This is a genomic window from Streptomyces sp. NPDC057271 (assembly GCF_042668715.1).
Lineage (GTDB): Bacteria > Actinomycetota > Actinomycetes > Streptomycetales > Streptomycetaceae > Streptomyces.
In genome coordinates this window covers 20932-36876 of sequence record NZ_JBHUYJ010000078.1, presented here as the reverse complement: position 1 = coordinate 36876, position 15945 = coordinate 20932, and the positions used below count along the sequence as shown (strand labels likewise).

General features: G+C 70.3%; 12 protein-coding genes, 1 tRNA gene and 1 pseudogene. 6 read left to right on the top strand and 8 right to left on the bottom strand.

Annotation, left to right across the window (positions count from 1 at the left end; all coding sequences use genetic code 11):
- Positions 1 to 87: 87 nt before the first annotated feature.
- The 8 genes and pseudogenes from ACFUJR_RS28450 to ACFUJR_RS28415 form a co-directional block, all read right to left on the bottom strand.
- Positions 88 to 432, bottom strand: coding sequence for a rhodanese-like domain-containing protein (locus tag ACFUJR_RS28450; protein WP_383166814.1), 345 nt, complete (start codon positions 430 to 432; stop codon positions 88 to 90).
- Positions 433 to 495: 63 nt separating this feature from the next.
- The gene (locus ACFUJR_RS28445) at positions 496 to 1530 is read right to left on the bottom strand and encodes a hypothetical protein (RefSeq protein WP_383166812.1); all 1035 of its coding nucleotides are present in this window, start codon (positions 1528 to 1530) and stop codon (positions 496 to 498) included.
- Between the two features lie 103 nt (positions 1531 to 1633).
- Entirely contained in the window at positions 1634 to 3082 is a 1449-nt protein-coding gene (locus ACFUJR_RS28440) for a DUF2252 domain-containing protein (protein WP_383166809.1), read from the bottom strand.
- Positions 3083 to 3225: 143 nt separating this feature from the next.
- A pseudogene (locus tag ACFUJR_RS28435) lies at positions 3226 to 3649 on the bottom strand (hypothetical protein); the annotation flags it as partial.
- A gap of 63 nt (positions 3650 to 3712) precedes the next feature.
- Positions 3713 to 4285, bottom strand: a complete 573-nt coding sequence (locus tag ACFUJR_RS28430) for a GNAT family N-acetyltransferase (protein ID WP_383166806.1) — start codon at positions 4283 to 4285, stop codon at positions 3713 to 3715.
- Between the two features lie 150 nt (positions 4286 to 4435).
- Positions 4436 to 5095, bottom strand: coding sequence for a response regulator (locus tag ACFUJR_RS28425; RefSeq protein WP_383166803.1), 660 nt, complete (start codon positions 5093 to 5095; stop codon positions 4436 to 4438).
- Positions 5096 to 5134: 39 nt separating this feature from the next.
- A complete protein-coding gene (locus tag ACFUJR_RS28420; RefSeq protein ID WP_383166800.1) occupies positions 5135 to 6874 on the bottom strand; it encodes a sensor histidine kinase in 1740 nt (579 codons plus the stop codon).
- Between the two features lie 238 nt (positions 6875 to 7112).
- Positions 7113 to 7199 (bottom strand) — tRNA-Leu (locus ACFUJR_RS28415).
- A 555-nt stretch (positions 7200 to 7754) separates the two neighbouring features.
- Between ACFUJR_RS28415 and ACFUJR_RS28410 the strand changes: the two genes are divergently transcribed.
- The 6 genes from ACFUJR_RS28410 (at position 7755) to pknB (ending at position 15874) form a co-directional block, all read left to right on the top strand.
- Positions 7755 to 8609: an FhaA domain-containing protein gene (locus ACFUJR_RS28410; RefSeq protein WP_383166798.1), complete on the top strand. Its 855-nt coding sequence runs from the start codon at positions 7755 to 7757 to the stop codon at positions 8607 to 8609.
- A gap of 10 nt (positions 8610 to 8619) precedes the next feature.
- Positions 8620 to 9141: an FHA domain-containing protein gene (locus ACFUJR_RS28405; protein ID WP_352187252.1), complete on the top strand. Its 522-nt coding sequence runs from the start codon at positions 8620 to 8622 to the stop codon at positions 9139 to 9141.
- A gap of 168 nt (positions 9142 to 9309) precedes the next feature.
- Positions 9310 to 10815, top strand: coding sequence for a Stp1/IreP family PP2C-type Ser/Thr phosphatase (locus ACFUJR_RS28400; protein ID WP_383166794.1), 1506 nt, complete (start codon positions 9310 to 9312; stop codon positions 10813 to 10815).
- Between the two features lie 26 nt (positions 10816 to 10841).
- Positions 10842 to 12272, top strand: a complete 1431-nt coding sequence (locus ACFUJR_RS28395; protein ID WP_383166791.1) for an FtsW/RodA/SpoVE family cell cycle protein — start codon at positions 10842 to 10844, stop codon at positions 12270 to 12272.
- Positions 12269 to 13735, top strand: coding sequence for a peptidoglycan D,D-transpeptidase FtsI family protein (locus ACFUJR_RS28390; RefSeq protein WP_383166788.1), 1467 nt, complete (start codon positions 12269 to 12271; stop codon positions 13733 to 13735). Before ACFUJR_RS28395 ends, ACFUJR_RS28390 begins: the two co-directional genes overlap by 4 nt.
- 153 nt (positions 13736 to 13888) lie before the next feature.
- Positions 13889 to 15874, top strand: coding sequence for a Stk1 family PASTA domain-containing Ser/Thr kinase (gene pknB / locus ACFUJR_RS28385; protein WP_383166785.1), 1986 nt, complete (start codon positions 13889 to 13891; stop codon positions 15872 to 15874).
- Positions 15875 to 15945 lie beyond the last annotated feature (71 nt).

Below are 15945 nucleotides of genomic sequence, written 5' to 3'. Positions count from 1 at the left end.
GACATACCCAGACCAACGAACCCACGACCAATCGGTCATCACATCAACCGCTCGTCCCACCAAACGAAGCATGTGCGGAGGACGGGTCTAGGCCACGAAGCCCGGGGCGCCCGCCGCCGTGACCACCGGCCGCCCTGCCGCATCCCAGGCGATCATGCCGCCGTCGACGTTCACCGCGTCGATCCCCTGCTGCACCAGATACTGCGTGACCTGCGCCGACCGGCCACCGACCCGGCACATCACATACGCGCGACGCCCGTCGGCCACCGCCTCGGTCACCTCACCGAAACGCCCTACGAAATCGCTCATCGGCACATGCAGCGCACCCTCGGCATGACCGGCCACCCACTCGTCGTCCTCACGGACGTCCAACACCAGGGCATCGGCCGGCACGGAAGCCACGTCCACCGAGGGGAGCGGGGCGAAATTCATGGGACATGCCTTCTCTCGTACGAACGACTCGACGGAATTCGAGCTCTGTGAAACGTACTGCACCTACCCCACGAGCGCGGCGAGCTCCGCCTCACGCTCGGCGACCTGCGCCAGCAGCTGCTCGGCGATCTCCTCGAGGAGACGGTCGGGGTCGTCGGGCGCCATCCGCAGCATCGCGCCGATCGCGCTCTCCTCCAGCTCCCTCGCCACCAGGGTCAGCAGCTCCTTGCGCTGCGTCAGCCAGTCGAGGCGCGCGTAAAGCTCCTCGCTCTCGCTGAGCCGCTCCGGCTCGGGCACGGGACCGGCCGCCCACTCCTCGGACAGCTCGCGCAGCAGCGCCACGTCACCACGGGCGTAGGCCGCGTTCACCCGGGTGATGAACTCCTCGCGCCGCTTACGCTCGTCCTCCTCGCGCGCCAGGTCCGGGTGGGCCTTGCGGGCCAGCTCGCGGTACAGCTTCCGAGCCTCCTCACCCGGCCGGACCCGCTTGGGCGGCTGCACCGGCTGCCCGGTCAGCATGGCGGATGCCTCGGGGGAGAGCCCGTCGGAGTCCATCCAGTCGTGGAAGAGCTCATCGACGGCCGGCATCGGCATCACGACGGCCCGCGCCTCCTGCGCCCGCCGCAGATCCTCAGGATCCCCGGTCCGAGCCGCCCGCGCCTCGGCGATCTGCGCGTCCAGCTCGTCGAGCCGCGTGTACATGGGGCCCAGCTTCTGGTGGTGCAGCCGGGAGAAGTTGTCGACCTCGACGCGGAACGTCTCCACGGCGATCTCGAACTCGATCAGGGCCTGCTCGGCCACCCGCACGGCCTTCTCCAGCCGCGCCTCCGGCCGCTCAGCACCACCCGAATCCGATCCGCCGGATTCCGCCGCGGCGGAATCCGCGCCCGCCGGGCCCCCAGTCGGGTCCACGCCCGCCGAACTCCCGCCCACCGGGTCCACGCCGGCCAGGTCAGTCTCCGGGGCCGCGCCCGAATCCGCGGCTGCCGGGCCTGCGCCCTGATCCACGCCCGCCGGGTCGACGCCCGAATCCGAGCCCGCGCCCGGATCCACGGTCTGGTCCTGGTCCACGCCCACGTCCTCGCTCCGGTCCGTCACCACACCAGCCTACGATCCTCCGGGGGCCCCTCCCCCCTCCCTCCCCCGCCCCCGTCCCCTCGGTTGGCTTCGCCCGGCTTCGGGCACAGGCGGGCCTGTGCCGTCAGACGCCGAGCTCGGCCGCTATCCGGCCGTCGCGTACCGCCGCCACCAGGTCGGTGTGGTCCGCCGTGGTGCGGTCGGCGTAGGCGACGGCGAAGGCCGCGACGGCCTCGTCGAACTCCTCGTTCTTGCCGCAGTAGCCCGCTATCAGGCGCGGGTCCGCGCTGTGGGCGTGGGCGCGCGCCAGCAGTGCGCCGGTCATGCGGCCGTAGTCGTCGACCTGCTCGGGTGTGAGCGCGGCCGGGTCGACACTGCCCTTGCGGTTGCGGAACTGGCGCACCTGGAACGGGCGCCCCTGGACCGTTGTCCAACCGAGCAGGATGTCGCTCACGACCTGCATCCGCTTCTGCCCGAGCACCACGCGCTGTCCCTCGTGTCCCGGGTCCGGGACGGTGAATCCGGCCGTCGGCAGGTGGGGGAGGAGCGCCGAGGGGCGTGCCTCCTTCACCTGGAGGACGAGAGCCTCACCCCGGTGGTCGAGGAGCAGCACCACGTACGAGCGGGTGCCGACGCTGCCGGTGCCGACGACGCGGAAGGCGACGTCGTGGACGGCGTACCGCGCGAGGAGCGGCAGCCGGTCGTCGGAGACGGTGTCCAGGTACGGGCCGAGCGCGGCGGCGACGGTGGCCGCTTCCTCGTCCGGGACGCGGCGCAGGACCGGCGGTGCGTCGACGAACCGGCGGCCGCCGCCGTCGGCGTCGCTGACGGACTCGGTGGACTTGGCGGCGAAGCGGGCGCTGGTGTTGTTCCGCGCCTTCTCCGAGACCCTCTCGAGGGTGCCGAGCAGGTCGCGGGCGTCGGTGTGGGAGACGAGCTCCTCGTCGGCTATCGCGTTCCAGGCGTCGAGTGCGGGGAGCTTGGCGAGCAGCCGCATGGTCCGCCGGTAGGCGCCGACGGTGTCGAAGGCGGCGGCCCGGCAGGTGTCCTCGCTCGCGCCCACCTCTCGTCCGGCGAGGACGAGGGAGGTGGCCAGTCGCTTGAGGTCCCATTCCCAGGGGCCGACGACGGTCTCGTCGAAGTCGTTGAGGTCGATGACAAGCCGGCCGCGGGCGTCGCCGTAGAGGCCGAAGTTCGCGGCGTGGGCGTCGCCGCATATCTGTGCGGCGACGCCGGTGACGGGCGAGCCGGCGAGGTCGTGGGCCATGAGCCCGGCGGAGCCGCGCAGGAAGGCGAAGGGGCTGGCGGCCATGCGTCCGACGCGGATGGGCGCGAGGTCGGGCACGCGGTCGCGGCTCGACTCCTCGACGGCCCGGACGGCGTCGGGCCGGTCGTCGGCGAGGACGAGGGCGTTGTGGGTGGCGCGCGGGACGCGGGCGCGCAGCGCCTTGCCCTGTTCCCTGGGGGAGTCGGTGGCCCCCGCCGCCGCCCGCCGGGCGAAGCCGGGCACGTGCGGTACGCGCCCGCTCTCGGTGCCTCGTTGTCCCGATACCGCTGTCTGGATCTCGCCCATGGGACGCCTCCCCCGCTTCGCACTGTGTGGTGCAACATCAACTGGGCAAGACGGTACCGCCGGGTTCGGTGGCCCGTCTTCCCCTGTGGACAACGGCCTGTGGACAACTGCCGCTGGCGGCTGTCCACCAGGCCATACGCCTTTCAGACTCCCACGGCCTCCGCCGTCTCCTCCTCAGCGGCTGCCTTCGTCCCGGACGCCGCGGGCGCTCCCGCCGCTTCCGCAGGCGTGGACCGTGGCGCCGGCGGGCGGCGGCGTGCTTCGGCCAGGCCCGCGCAGACCGTCACGGCTGCTCCGGTGAGGAGCCAGAGGGCGAGGGCGAGGAGGTGTCCGCCGAGCGCGTGGCCGTCGAAGTAGACGTGCACGCCCTCGACGAATCCGGCACCGTTCCAGAAGGCGTGGAGCGCGCCGGAGAAGCCGGGTTGGAGTTCGGGGCGGTAGATCCCGGCGGCTGGTGAAGTCGAGCAGGACGAACAGGACCATCACTCCGAGAGTGGTCCAGCGCCGCAGGAAGGTGTGGAGTCCGACGCCGGTCAGCAGGATGCCGGCCGAGTACAGCCAGGACATTTCCCGCCGCGCCCGCGCCGACCTCGCCGCCCACCACCTGCTGGACAAGTCGACGGTCAGCCGTCAGATCGCGGGGCTTGAGAAGCCCGCGGGCTGGATCCCGGAGGTGGGCTTCCAGTCAGCGGCGAGGAGCCCGAGCAGCACCTCGTCGAGGAACTCGCCCAGCACCCAGGCCGAGGAGCGCAGCACGCCCTCCCGGACGAAGCCGTTGCGCTCCGCAGAGCGCAGCATCGCGGCGTTGTCCGCCAGCGTCTCGATCTGCAGCCGATGCAGGCCGCGCACGACGAAGCCGTAGTGGCACAGTACGGAGACCACGTCGGTGCCGTAGCCCTTGCCGCGGGCGGACGGCAGCAGTCCGAGACCGATGTGCGCGGACCGGTGGTGGGTGTCGATGCCCCACAGATTCGCGGTGCCGACGAGAGTGCCGCCGTCCAGCTCCACCACGGAGAACGGGACGAGTCCCTGCTCCTTGTCGTCCACGACGAGGCGCGCGTCCTTCGAGCCGGGCGTGATCGGCCGCCACGGCGCGGCCGCGGCCCGCGAGGCGTTGACCACGTCGTCGTAGAGTTCGGCCCGCAGGATCGGGATGTCGTCCTCGTGCCGGGCCCTGAGCCCGACCTTGCTACCCCTCAGCATGCGAGCTTCCTATCCGACCGGGCCGACCTGCGACAAGCCGATTGGGCGTGGCAACGACCGTCCGAAGAGGCGGAGTTCAGGTCTCCGGAAGATCCCGAGGCCGCTTGGCGCCCTGGGCCGCCCGCGCCCGCCTCTCGACTCCCGGAGTTCCTAGAGCCCCGCATCGCGCGCCAGCAGAGCCGCCTGCACACGGTTCTCACAGCCCAGCTTGGCCAGGATCCGGCTGACGTACGTCTTCACCGTGGCCTCGCTCATGTGCAGCCGCCGCCCCGCGTCCGCGTTGGACAGCCCCTCGCCGAGCAGCGCGAGGACCTCGCGTTCCCTCTCGCTCAGTGCGGCCACCCGCCCCCTGGCCTGCTCGGCGCGCGCGACCTCCCGCCCCGAGGCCAGCTGTTCGACCACGTGACGGGTGGCGGCGGGCGAGAGGTACGCGTCCCCCGCCGCCGCGGCCCGTACCGCGCGGATCAGCTCGGCCGGCGCGGTGTCCTTGAGCAGGAACCCGACGCCCCCGTGCTCCAGGGCCCGCAGCACGTTCTCCCGCTCGCCGAACGTGGTCAGCACGATCACCCGTGTCGAGGGCGCCGCCCGGCGCAGCTCCGGCAGGGCGGAGAGACCGTCGAGCACCGGCATCTGGATGTCGAGCAGGACCACGTCTGCCGCGTGTGCCCGCGCCTCCTCGACCGCCTCCCGGCCGTCGGCCGCCTCCGCGACCACCTCGATGTCCTCGTCCGAGGTGAGGATCATCCGGATCCCGGCCCTGATCAGCGGCTCGTCATCGGCGATCACGACCCTGATGCGCTGCCCTGCCACAGCTACTCCCCAACGGCTACCGGTTCGGGCGGGTCAGCGCTAGCGCGTGACCTCGTACGACTTCTTCTCGATCAGCTTGCCGTCCTTGAAGCAGAACCGGAAAACCGGCTCGGCCTCGCTCTCCACGACCTCCGAGGACATCAGCACCAGGCACTTCGATCCCTCGGGCTCCGCGGGCCCCTTGCCGTGCAGCCCGGTGGTGGCGATGGTGTCGCCGGACGGCAGCCGGTCGCGTACGTCCTGCTCGGCCGCGCCGACCTTGACCGCGTCGTACTCGCCCGGATCGATCATGCCCTTCTCCAGCGACGACACCAGGAAGTAGACGCCGAAGCCTCCCGCCACCAACAGCAGCACGAGAGCCGCGAACGCTATCCCGCATCCCACCGCGACCCCGCGGCCCGTGCTCCTGCCCCCGCGCAACGCCATCGCCAGCTCCCGTTCCGTCAACGTCCAGTCGGCCTGCCCGACCGGGACGCGACCACGGTCGCCCGGCAGAGCCTGCGTCGACTGCTGCCGGAAGTCGTCCTCCGCATCGACCAAAGGCGCTGCTTCCGCCGTCCCGTACGGCAGCATCCCGGCGACCCGGAATCCGCCGCCGTCGACCGGCCCCGCGTGGACGATGCCGCCGACGAGCCGTGCCCGCTCGTGCAGCCCGGTCAGTCCCTGCCCGCCACTGACCACGTCCCCCGGGGAGTGCGCGGCGGGCTCGTTGACGATCTCCACGACGAGGGAGTCCGGTTCGTACCGCACCTCCACGTCGATGAGCGCGCCCGGCGCATGCTTGTAGGCGTTGGTGAGCGCCTCCTGCACGATCCGGTACGCGGCGTGGTCGGCGGCCGGCGGCAGCGGCCGGAACTCCCCGCGCCGCCTCAGTTCCACGCGGTTCCCGGCGCCCTGCGCGGTCTCCACGAGCCCCTGGATCCCGGCGGTCCCCCGTGCGGCACGTCCCGAGGAGTCGCCGGAGCGTGCCGGCGGGGCCGCGGTGCCGGACGGCGCCGCGACGCCGTCGCGGAGGATGCCGACGACCTCGCGCAGTTCGTGCATGGCGGTCACCGACGCGTTGCGCAGCACGCCCACCGCCTCCCGCTGCCGCTCGGTCAGCTCCCGGTCGACCTCCAGGGCGCCGGTGTGGACCGCGATCAGCGCGAGTTGGTGCCCGAGGCTGTCGTGCATGTCCTGGGCGATCCGCTGCCGCTCCATGAGCCGGGCCTGCCCGACCACCATGGCGCGTTCCCGCAGCAGCTGGGCGTTGTGCTCCTGCAGGGTGTGCAGCAGGGTCCTGCGCTGCGTCCAGTACCGGTTGGCGAGACCGGGCGCGAGGGTCGTCGCCAGGTAGTAGAGCGTCGACATGAAGACGACGGTGAGCGTCCGGTGCAGGTCCCAGACCTCCACCACGCTGGCCGCGATGTTCAGCACGTACGCGACGGTGTACGCGATCAGGGCCCGTCCGGCGCCCGCGATGTACCGGCCCGACGACCAGCCGATGAGGATCAGGAGCATCAGGAAGCCCGGAACGAGCGGCGCGAGGCCGCCCGTGACGACGAGCATGGTGACGGGCAGCCGTCGGCGCAGTAGCGACAGGACGGCGGCGGCCAGGCCGACTGCGGCGAGCTGCCACCCCTCGCCGCCGAGCAGCTCCTCGCTGCCGGCGGCGAGCAGCCCCATCACGACGGCGAGCACGATCTCGCCCGCCGTTCTGCGCCGCGACCAGAACTCGGGCGCAGCGAACCATGCCCATCCGGCGCCGATCCCGGCCCTGATCTTCGAAGTCGCGTCCACGCTCGCACCCTAGGCAGCGGCCCGCGCCGACCGCGGCTCTCTTTCGTCTCGCCCCACGACGACGAAGGTCGCATCGCGCACATCGCCTGTGCATCGCCTGCGGATCGCCTCTGCATCGTCTGCCGGCCGGAGACCGACACCCCACCGACCGACACCCCACGACCGGCACTCCACAGCCAGCACTCCACGATCGACAACGCGGAAGCCCCGTAGGTCGATGACCTACGGGGCTTCCGTCTGGTGCGCGAGGGGGGAGTTGAACCCCCACGCCCTTGCGGGCACTGGAACCTGAATCCAGCGCGTCTGCCTATTCCGCCACCCGCGCATTGGGTGTGCTCCGGGCTCCCTCACCACTTTTTTGGTGCGATCGCCTGGCGACATCTGAAGATTAGCACGTCGCAGACCCTGGATTCACATCCGTTGTTTGGCCCCCTCCCGAAGCGAACAGGGAGACAGAGGCACCGGGACGTCGAGGGACGGAGACCCCGAGAAGCCGCAGAGGTCAAGACGGAGGCAAGGCGGACGGGCGAGGGAGGCGAGGCGGACGGAACTGGAGCACAAGCGGTACACAGCCGGAGGGGAAAGAGGCCGGGCACCAGGCACCATGGGGACGGAGCCCCGCACGCGGGCACACGGACGGGACGGAAGGGCACGGGCAAGGGGAGGAACGGGGCGCACCGCCCCCGCCGCCCCGCCCCGCTCCTCCTGCTCGCTCCCCGGGTGCGGGACACTGTCCAGGGGCCGCCTCTACGATCCGTGGGGAAAGCCTGTGAGAGGTGACACTCGTCCACAGGGCAGAGAAGGGGAACCAGCCGATTTCCCGACGCGTGGATACGATCAGTAAGCAGTACCAGGACGACAACGACGGAGGAGGTGCCCCATGGGAGTCCTGAAGCGTTTCGAACAGCGGCTCGAAGGCCTGGTCAACGGCACCTTCGCCAAGGTCTTCAAGTCCGAGGTCCAGCCCGTCGAGATCGCGGGCGCCCTCCAGCGCGAGTGCGACAACAACGCGACGATCTGGAACCGCGAGCGGACCGTCGTCCCCAACGACTTCATCGTCGAGCTCAGCACGCCGGACTTCGAGCGCCTCAGCCCGTACTCGGGTCAGCTCGGCGACGAGCTGGCCGGCCTGGTCCGCGACTACGCCAAGCAGCAGCGGTACACCTTCATGGGCCCGATCAAGGTCCACCTGGAGAAGGCCGACGACCTCGACACCGGTCTGTACCGGGTGCGCAGCCGCACTCTCGCGTCGAGTTCGTCACAGCAGCAGGCACCCGCCGCCGCCCCTCAGCCGGGCCGCGCGCCGGGTGGCTACGGCTATCCTCCGGCCGGTGCTCCGCCGATGCCCGTGGCCCCGCCGCCGGGCGCGGCCGGCACGCAGCGGCCCGGTCAGGCGCCCGCCGTCGGCCGCCCCACGGCCGGTGGTCCCGGCCCCATGCCCGCCTCCGGCGCACAGGTGCGCCGGTGGATCGAGATCAACGGCACCCGCCATCAGATCTCTCGCCCGACCCTGGTCCTTGGCCGCAGCACCGACGCGGACGTGAGGATCGACGATCCCGGCGTCTCCCGCCGGCACTGCGAGATCCGGACCGGAACGCCCTCGACGATCCAGGATCTCGGATCCACCAACGGCATCGTGGTGGACGGGCAGCACACCACCCGCGCTACGCTCCGCGACGGCTCGCGGATCGTCGTGGGCAGCACCACCATCGTTTACCGGCAAGCCGAAGGGTGAAGCGGGGGCAATGTCAGAGCTGACCCTGACGGTCATGCGGCTGGGTTTCCTGGCCGTTCTGTGGCTGTTCGTGATCGTGGCCGTCCAGGTCATTCGGAGCGACCTGTTCGGCACACGTGTCACGCAGCGCGGTTCGCGCCGCCAGGACGCCCGGCCGCAGCAGAATCCGCGCCAGGCGGCGACGCCGCCTGCCCAGCGCGGACAGCAGAACACGGGCGGCGGGCGCCAGCGCCGCGGCGCGCCGACCAAACTCGTCGTCTCCGAGGGGACGCTGACCGGCACGACGGTCGCCCTGCAGGGGCAGACCATCACGCTGGGCCGCGCCCACGACTCGACGATCGTGCTGGACGACGACTACGCCTCCAGCAGGCACGCGAGGATCTACCCGGACCGGGACGGCCAGTGGATCGTCGAGGATCTCGGGTCCACCAACGGTACGTATCTCGACCGGACCCGTCTCACCACCGCCACGCCGATTCCGCTGGGCGCGCCGATCCGCATCGGCAAGACCGTCATCGAGCTGCGGAAGTAGTACGACAATGAGCGAGCGGAGCGAGCGGGCCGACGCGGTCCCCACGACGGACCGCGCGGCGGACCGTCAGGTCCGGGCCGCGGACCGGCACGGGCTCCCGACCGGAGGGTGGGCAGTGTGGCTCGAGACCGGCTGTACCCCGAGGCGACGCCGACAGGGCAGGTGCGCATGAGCCTGTCACTGCGCTTCGCCGCCGGGTCGCACAAGGGCATGATCCGCGAGGGCAACGAGGATTCCGGTTACGCCGGGCCCCGGCTGCTCGCCATCGCCGACGGCATGGGCGGCCAGGCCGCCGGTGAGGTCGCCTCCTCCGAGGTGATCTCCACGCTCGTCACCCTCGACGACGACGTTCCCAGCTCCGACATCCTCACCTCGCTCGGTGCCGCGGTACAGCGTGCCAACGACCAGCTGCGGCTGATGGTCGAGGAGGACCCCCAGCTGGAGGGCATGGGCACCACGCTCACCGCCCTGCTGTGGACGGGGCAGCGCCTCGGTCTCGTGCACGTCGGCGACTCGCGCGCGTACCTGCTGCGCGACGGTGTCCTCACGCAGATCACGCAGGACCACACGTGGGTGCAGCGGCTGGTCGACGAGGGCCGGATCACCGAGGAGGAGGCCACCACCCACCCGCAGCGTTCGCTCCTGATGCGCGCGCTGGGCAGTGGTGACCACGTCGAACCGGACCTGTCGATCCGCGAGGTCCGGGCCGGCGACCGTTATCTGATCTGTTCCGACGGGCTGTCCGGAGTCGTCTCCCATCAGACGATGGAGGACACCCTCGCCAGCTACCAGGGCCCGCAGGAGACCGTGCAGGAGCTGATCCAGCTCGCGCTGCGCGGCGGCGGCCCCGACAACATCACGGTGATCGTCGCCGACGTCCTCGACGTCGACGGCGGCGACACCCTCGCCGGCCGGCTCAGCGACACCCCGGTGATCGTCGGCGCGGTCGCCGAGAACCAGGTGCAGCAGTCCGACGGCGGGGCGATGCAGACGCCGGCCGGCCGGGCCTCCGGTCTCGGCCGCACGGCGCAGCAGCAGCCCGGCGGGCACGCGCCGCAGGGCTTCGGCCCGCCCGGCAGCGGTGACGACCACGGCTACGGCGGGATGCCGCCGCAGGGCTCCTTCGGCGCCTACACGGACGAGAGCTTCGACAAGTACGAGAAGTTCGAGAAGCCGCGCACCGGCCGCAAGTGGCTGAAGCGCAGCTTCTTCCTGATCCTCGCGCTCGCCGTGGTCGGCGGCGGTGTGTACGGCGGCTACCGCTGGACGCAGACGCAGTACTACGTCGGCTCCAACGAGGAGCACGTCGCGCTCTACCGGGGTATCAGCCAGGATCTGGCGTGGGTCTCGCTCTCGGACGTGGAGAAGGACCACCCCGAGATCGAACTCAAGTACCTCCCGCCGTACCAGCGCAAGCAGGTCGAGGAGACCATCGCGGGCGGCAGCCTCGGCAAGGCTCAGACGAAGATCGCTGAGCTGGCCGTGCAGGCCTCGGCCTGCAAGAAGACCGAGCAGCGCCGCGAGGCCGCGGAGAAGTCCGCGGACCAGGCGAGCAAGCCGCCCGCCGACGGCGCGACCACGCCCGAAGACAAGCCCACCACAGCCGCTCCCTCCCCGGGCCCCACCCTCACGGAGGACGAGCAGAAGCTGGCCTCGAACTGCGGCAAGCAGTAAGCACCCGTAGGGGGCCTTTCACCACCATGAGCGTTGTCACCAACACGACCACCATCGGCGCGATCGAGGCGCCGAGCCGCCGGAACACCGAGCTGGCGTTGCTCGCGTTCGCCGTCGCCATCCCGGTCTTCGCATACCTGAACGTCGGTCTGGCGATCGACGGGAAGGTTCCCGCGGGGATGGCCGGCTACGGCCTCGGCCTCGGCCTGCTCGCCGGCGTCGCGCACCTCGTGGTGCGTAAGTTCGCCCCGTACGCGGACCCGCTGCTGCTGCCGCTGGCGACGCTCCTGAACGGGATGGGCCTGGTGCTGATCTGGCGCCTGGACCAGTCGCCGCGCATCATCAACCGGTACAAGACGTTCACCCCGGACGCTCCGAGCCAGATGCTGTACTCGGCGATCGCCGTCGCGATGTTCGTCGGCGTGCTGCTGATCCTGAAGGACCACCGGGTCCTCCAGCGCTACACGTACATCTCCATGGTGGCGGCCCTCGTCCTGCTGCTGCTGCCGCTGGTGCCGGGCCTCGGCGCCGACGTCTTCGGCGCCAAGATCTGGATCAGCGTCGCCGGCTTCTCCATCCAGCCCGGTGAGTTCGCCAAGCTCGTCCTCGCTGTCTTCTTCTCCGGCTATCTGATGGTGAAACGGGACGCGCTGGCGTTGGCCAGCCGTCGGTTCATGGGCCTCTACCTGCCGCGCGGCCGGGACCTCGGCCCGATCCTCACCATCTGGGCCGTCAGCCTCCTGATCCTGGTCTTCGAGAACGACCTCGGTACCTCGCTGCTGTTCTTCGGCATGTTCGTGATCATGCTGTACGTGGCGACGGAGCGGACCAGCTGGGTCGTCATGGGTCTGCTGATGTCCACCGCCGGTGCCGTCGTCGTCGGCTCGACAGCCGGGCACGTGCAGTCCCGTGTCGCCGCCTGGCTCGACCCCTTCGAGTGCCTGAAGACGGCTCCCGAGGGATCCAACATGGCGGCCGCCTGCGACCAGATGAGCCAGGTGCTGATGTCCTTCGGCTCCGGTGGCATCCTCGGCACCGGTCTCGGCCAGGGCAACTCCGACCTGATCGGCTTCGCCGCCAACTCCGACTTCATCTTCGCCACCGTCGGCGAGGAGCTCGGGCTGACCGGCGTCATGGTCTTCCTGCTGTTGTACGGCCTGATCATCGAGCGTGGTGTCCGTACCGCCCTCGCTGCCCGCGACCCGTTCGGCAAGCTGCTCGCCATGGGCCTGTCCGGCGCCTTCGCACTGCAGATCTTCGTCGTCGCGGGCGGTGTGATGGGCCTCATCCCGCTGACCGGTATGACCATGCCGTTCCTCGCGTACGGCGGTTCCTCCGTGATCGCCAACTGGGCTCTGATCGGCATCCTGATCCGGATCAGCGACACCGCGCGCCGCCCGGCGCCCGCCCCCGCCCCGTCCCCCGACGCCGAGATGACCCAGGTGGTCCGTCCGTGAACAAGCCCCTGCGCCGGGTCGCGATCTTCTGCGGCCTGCTGGTCCTCGCCCTGCTGATCCGGGACAACTGGATCCAGTACGTCCGTGCCGACGAGCTGAACGCCCACCCGAAGAACAGGCGCGTCACGATCGAGCGGTACGCGAACGAGCGCGGCAACATCATCGTGGACGGCAAGCCGATCACCGGCTCGGTCGACTCCCAGGACCCGTACTACCGGTTCAAGCGGACCTACACCGACGGCCCCATGTGGGCCCCGGTCACCGGTTACGCCTCGCAGGCCTACGACGCCAACCAGATCGAGAAGATCGAGGACGGCATCCTCACCGGCAACGACGACCGGCTCTTCTTCGACCGCACGCTGTCGATGTTCACGGGCGACAAGAAGAAGGGCGGCAACGTCGTCACGACGCTGAGCGGCGCCGCCCAGAAGGCCGCCTTCGAGGGCCTCGGCGACAAGACCGGCGCGGTCGTCGCCATCGAGCCGAAGACCGGCAAGATCCTCGCGCTCGCCTCCACGCCCTCGTACGACCCCTCGACCTTCGCCGGCTACTCCGGCAAGGACGAGAAGGCCTGGCTGGCGCTGGAGAAAGACAAGAACAAGCCGAAACTCAACCGCGCGCTCCGCGAGATCTACCCGCCCGGCTCCGTCTTCAAGGTCGTCACTGCGGCCGCGGCGCTGGAGAACGGCAAGGTCACCGACATCAACGCGCCGACGGACACCCCTGAGCCGTACAAGATCCCGCTCTCCTCGCGGAGCATGGTCAACCATGCCAGTGGGTGTGAGAACGCCAGCCTGAACAAGGCTCTCGAGGTCTCCTGCAACTCGGTCTTCGCCAAGCTCGGTGACGACGTCGGCCGCGACAAGATGGTCGAGATGTCCGAGAAGTTCGGTTTCAACGCCGAGCAGTTCATCCCGGTCCGCTCCGCCGCCTCCGTCTACGACAAGAAGATGGACCGCGGCGGGAACGCGCTCTCCTCCATCGGCCAGTTCAACACCGCGACCACGCCGCTCCAGATGGCGATGGTGGCGTCCGCGGTCGCCAATGACGGCAAGCTGATGAAGCCGTACATGATCGACAAGCTGGAGTCTCCGAACGTCGACGTGATCAAGCAGAACGAGCCGGAGGAGATGAGCCGCCCGGTCTCGGCGGAGACCGCGCAGAAGCTCCAGCAGATGATGGAGAACGTCGTCTCCAAGGGCACCGGCGCCAAGGCCGACGTGAAGATGGACGGCGTCAGGGTCGGCGGCAAGACGGGCACCGCCCAGCACGGCGAGAAGAACTCCAAGCGCCCCTACGCCTGGTTCATCTCCTACGCGATGACCGACCAGGGCTCCCCGGTCGCCGTCGCCGTCATCGTCGAGGACTCCGCGGGAACGAACCGCGAGGACATCTCCGGTGGCGGCCTCGCAGCCCCGATCGCGAAGGCCGTGATGAAGGCGGTACTGAAGACCAGGAGCTGAGCCTGCGGCCGGGCACCGCCCAGGTACCGGTCAGGTATCAGGTGCCGGTCGCGGGCGGATCGCCCTCCCGTGGCCGGTAGCCTTTGCGCGAACAGCACACCGCCGGACCACACACGGGTGCGGTCGGGACAGACGGAGAGGGCTGGATCAGTTATGGAAGAGCCGCGTCGCCTCGGCGGCCGGTACGAGCTGGGCTCGGTGCTCGGCCGTGGTGGCATGGCAGAGGTCTACCTCGCCCACGACACCCGGCTCGGCCGCACCGTCGCCGTGAAGACGCTGCGGGCCGACCTCGCCCGCGACCCGTCCTTCCAGGCCCGGTTCCGCCGTGAGGCCCAGTCGGCCGCCTCGCTCAACCACCCGGCGATCGTCGCGGTCTACGACACCGGCGAGGACTACGTCGACGGGGTCTCCATCCCGTACATCGTGATGGAGTACGTCGACGGCTCGACCCTGCGTGAGCTGCTGCACTCCGGGCGCAAGCTGCTTCCCGAGCGCACCCTCGAGATGACGGTCGGCATCCTCCAGGCGCTGGAGTACTCGCACCGCGCCGGCATCGTGCACCGTGACATCAAGCCGGCGAACGTCATGCTGACGCGGACCGGTCAGGTCAAGGTCATGGACTTCGGCATCGCGCGCGCCATGGGCGACGCCGGCATGACCATGACACAGACCGCCGCGGTCATCGGCACGGCCCAGTATCTCTCCCCCGAGCAGGCCAAGGGCGAGCAGGTCGACGCCCGCTCCGACCTGTACTCCACCGGCTGCCTGCTGTACGAGCTGCTGACCGTCCGCCCGCCGTTCGTGGGCGACTCCCCGGTCGCCGTCGCGTACCAGCACGTACGCGAGGAGCCGCAGCCGCCGAGCAACTTCGACCCCGAGATCACGCCCTCGATGGACGCCATCGTCCTCAAGGCACTGGTCAAGGACCCCGACTACCGCTACCAGTCCGCCGACGAGATGCGCGCCGACATCGAGGCCTGCCTCGACGGCCAGCCCGTCGCGGCTGCCGCGGCGATGGGTGCGGCGGCGTACGGCGGCGGGTACGGCAACGGCTACGGCGGCTACGCCCCGGACGACCAGCCGACGACCGCACTGCGCCAGACCGACCCGGCCGGCCAGACGTCCATGCTGCCGCCGATGAACCCGGACGACGGTGGCTACGGCTACGACGACCGCCCGGACCGCCGACGCCAGAAGAAGTCGAACACCTCGACGATCCTGCTGGTCCTCGCGGGCATCCTGGTCCTGGTCGGCGCGATCCTCATCGGCCGCTCGATCTTCGACGGCAAGGAGGGCACGGACCAGGTCGTCGTGCCGTCCCTGGTCGGCCAGACCCTCCAGGAAGCCGAGTCCCGGGCGAAGAACGCCCAGGTGAAGGTCGCGCAGTCGGGCTCCGAGCGCTGCGACCAGCCCAAGGGCAAGATCTGCAGCCAGTCGCCGGCGGCCGACGGCACGGCGAAGATGAACGTCGACGAGACGATCTCGGTCGTCATCTCCGAGGGCGCCCCGCAGATCGAGGTCCCGGACGTGCTGGAGAAGTCCCAGGAGAGCGCTGAGCAGCTCCTGAAGGACAAGGGCTTCAAGGTCGTCGTCAAGCAGGAGGAGTCGGAGGAGGACCTGGGCACGGTTCTGCGCCAGAGCCCCGACGGCGGTTCGAAGGCGGAGCAGAACTCCGAGGTCACGATCACGGTGGCGAAGCAGAAGAAGTCGCAGCTCCCGGACGTCACGGGTCGGCTCTTCGACCAGGCCGTCCAGGACCTCAAGACGCTCGGCTTCGAGAACGTCGCCCGTCAGGACGTCGACTCGGACCAGCCGGCCAACACCGTCATCGGAATGAACCCGCAGGGCCCCTCGAACCAGGCCAAGGACGTCCAGATCACGCTGAAGGTCTCCAAGGGCCCGCAGCAGACGCAGACGACGATCCCGACGGGCCTGACGGGCAAGAGGTTCGAGGAAGTCAAGCAGCAGCTGGAAGCCCTGGGCCTGCCCGTGCAGCAGCAGGGCTCGGACAAGAACGACGCCATCGTCATGGGCACCAACCCGCCCGAGGGCAGCCCGGTGAACACCGGCACGACGATCACCGTCTTCACGGCGGGCGGCGGAGGCGGCGGCAACAACGGCGGCGGCTTCTTCGACTAGCGGCCGCGCGTACGCACCGAGACGGGAAGGGCCCCGGCATCCTCGAGGATGCCGGGGCCCTTCCCGTCTCG

Coding starts and splice junctions, on each gene's coding strand:
- ACFUJR_RS28405 (WP_352187252.1), top strand. CDS start 8,620: ATGTCAGAGCTGACCCTGACGGTCATGCGGCTGGGTTTCCTGGCCGTT.
- ACFUJR_RS28430 (WP_383166806.1), bottom strand. CDS start 4,285: ATGCTGAGGGGTAGCAAGGTCGGGCTCAGGGCCCGGCACGAGGACGAC.
- ACFUJR_RS28410 (WP_383166798.1), top strand. CDS start 7,755: ATGGGAGTCCTGAAGCGTTTCGAACAGCGGCTCGAAGGCCTGGTCAAC.
- pknB (WP_383166785.1), top strand. CDS start 13,889: ATGGAAGAGCCGCGTCGCCTCGGCGGCCGGTACGAGCTGGGCTCGGTG.
- ACFUJR_RS28440 (WP_383166809.1), bottom strand. CDS start 3,082: ATGGGCGAGATCCAGACAGCGGTATCGGGACAACGAGGCACCGAGAGC.
- ACFUJR_RS28400 (WP_383166794.1), top strand. CDS start 9,310: ATGAGCCTGTCACTGCGCTTCGCCGCCGGGTCGCACAAGGGCATGATC.
- ACFUJR_RS28450 (WP_383166814.1), bottom strand. CDS start 432: ATGAATTTCGCCCCGCTCCCCTCGGTGGACGTGGCTTCCGTGCCGGCC.
- ACFUJR_RS28395 (WP_383166791.1), top strand. CDS start 10,842: ATGAGCGTTGTCACCAACACGACCACCATCGGCGCGATCGAGGCGCCG.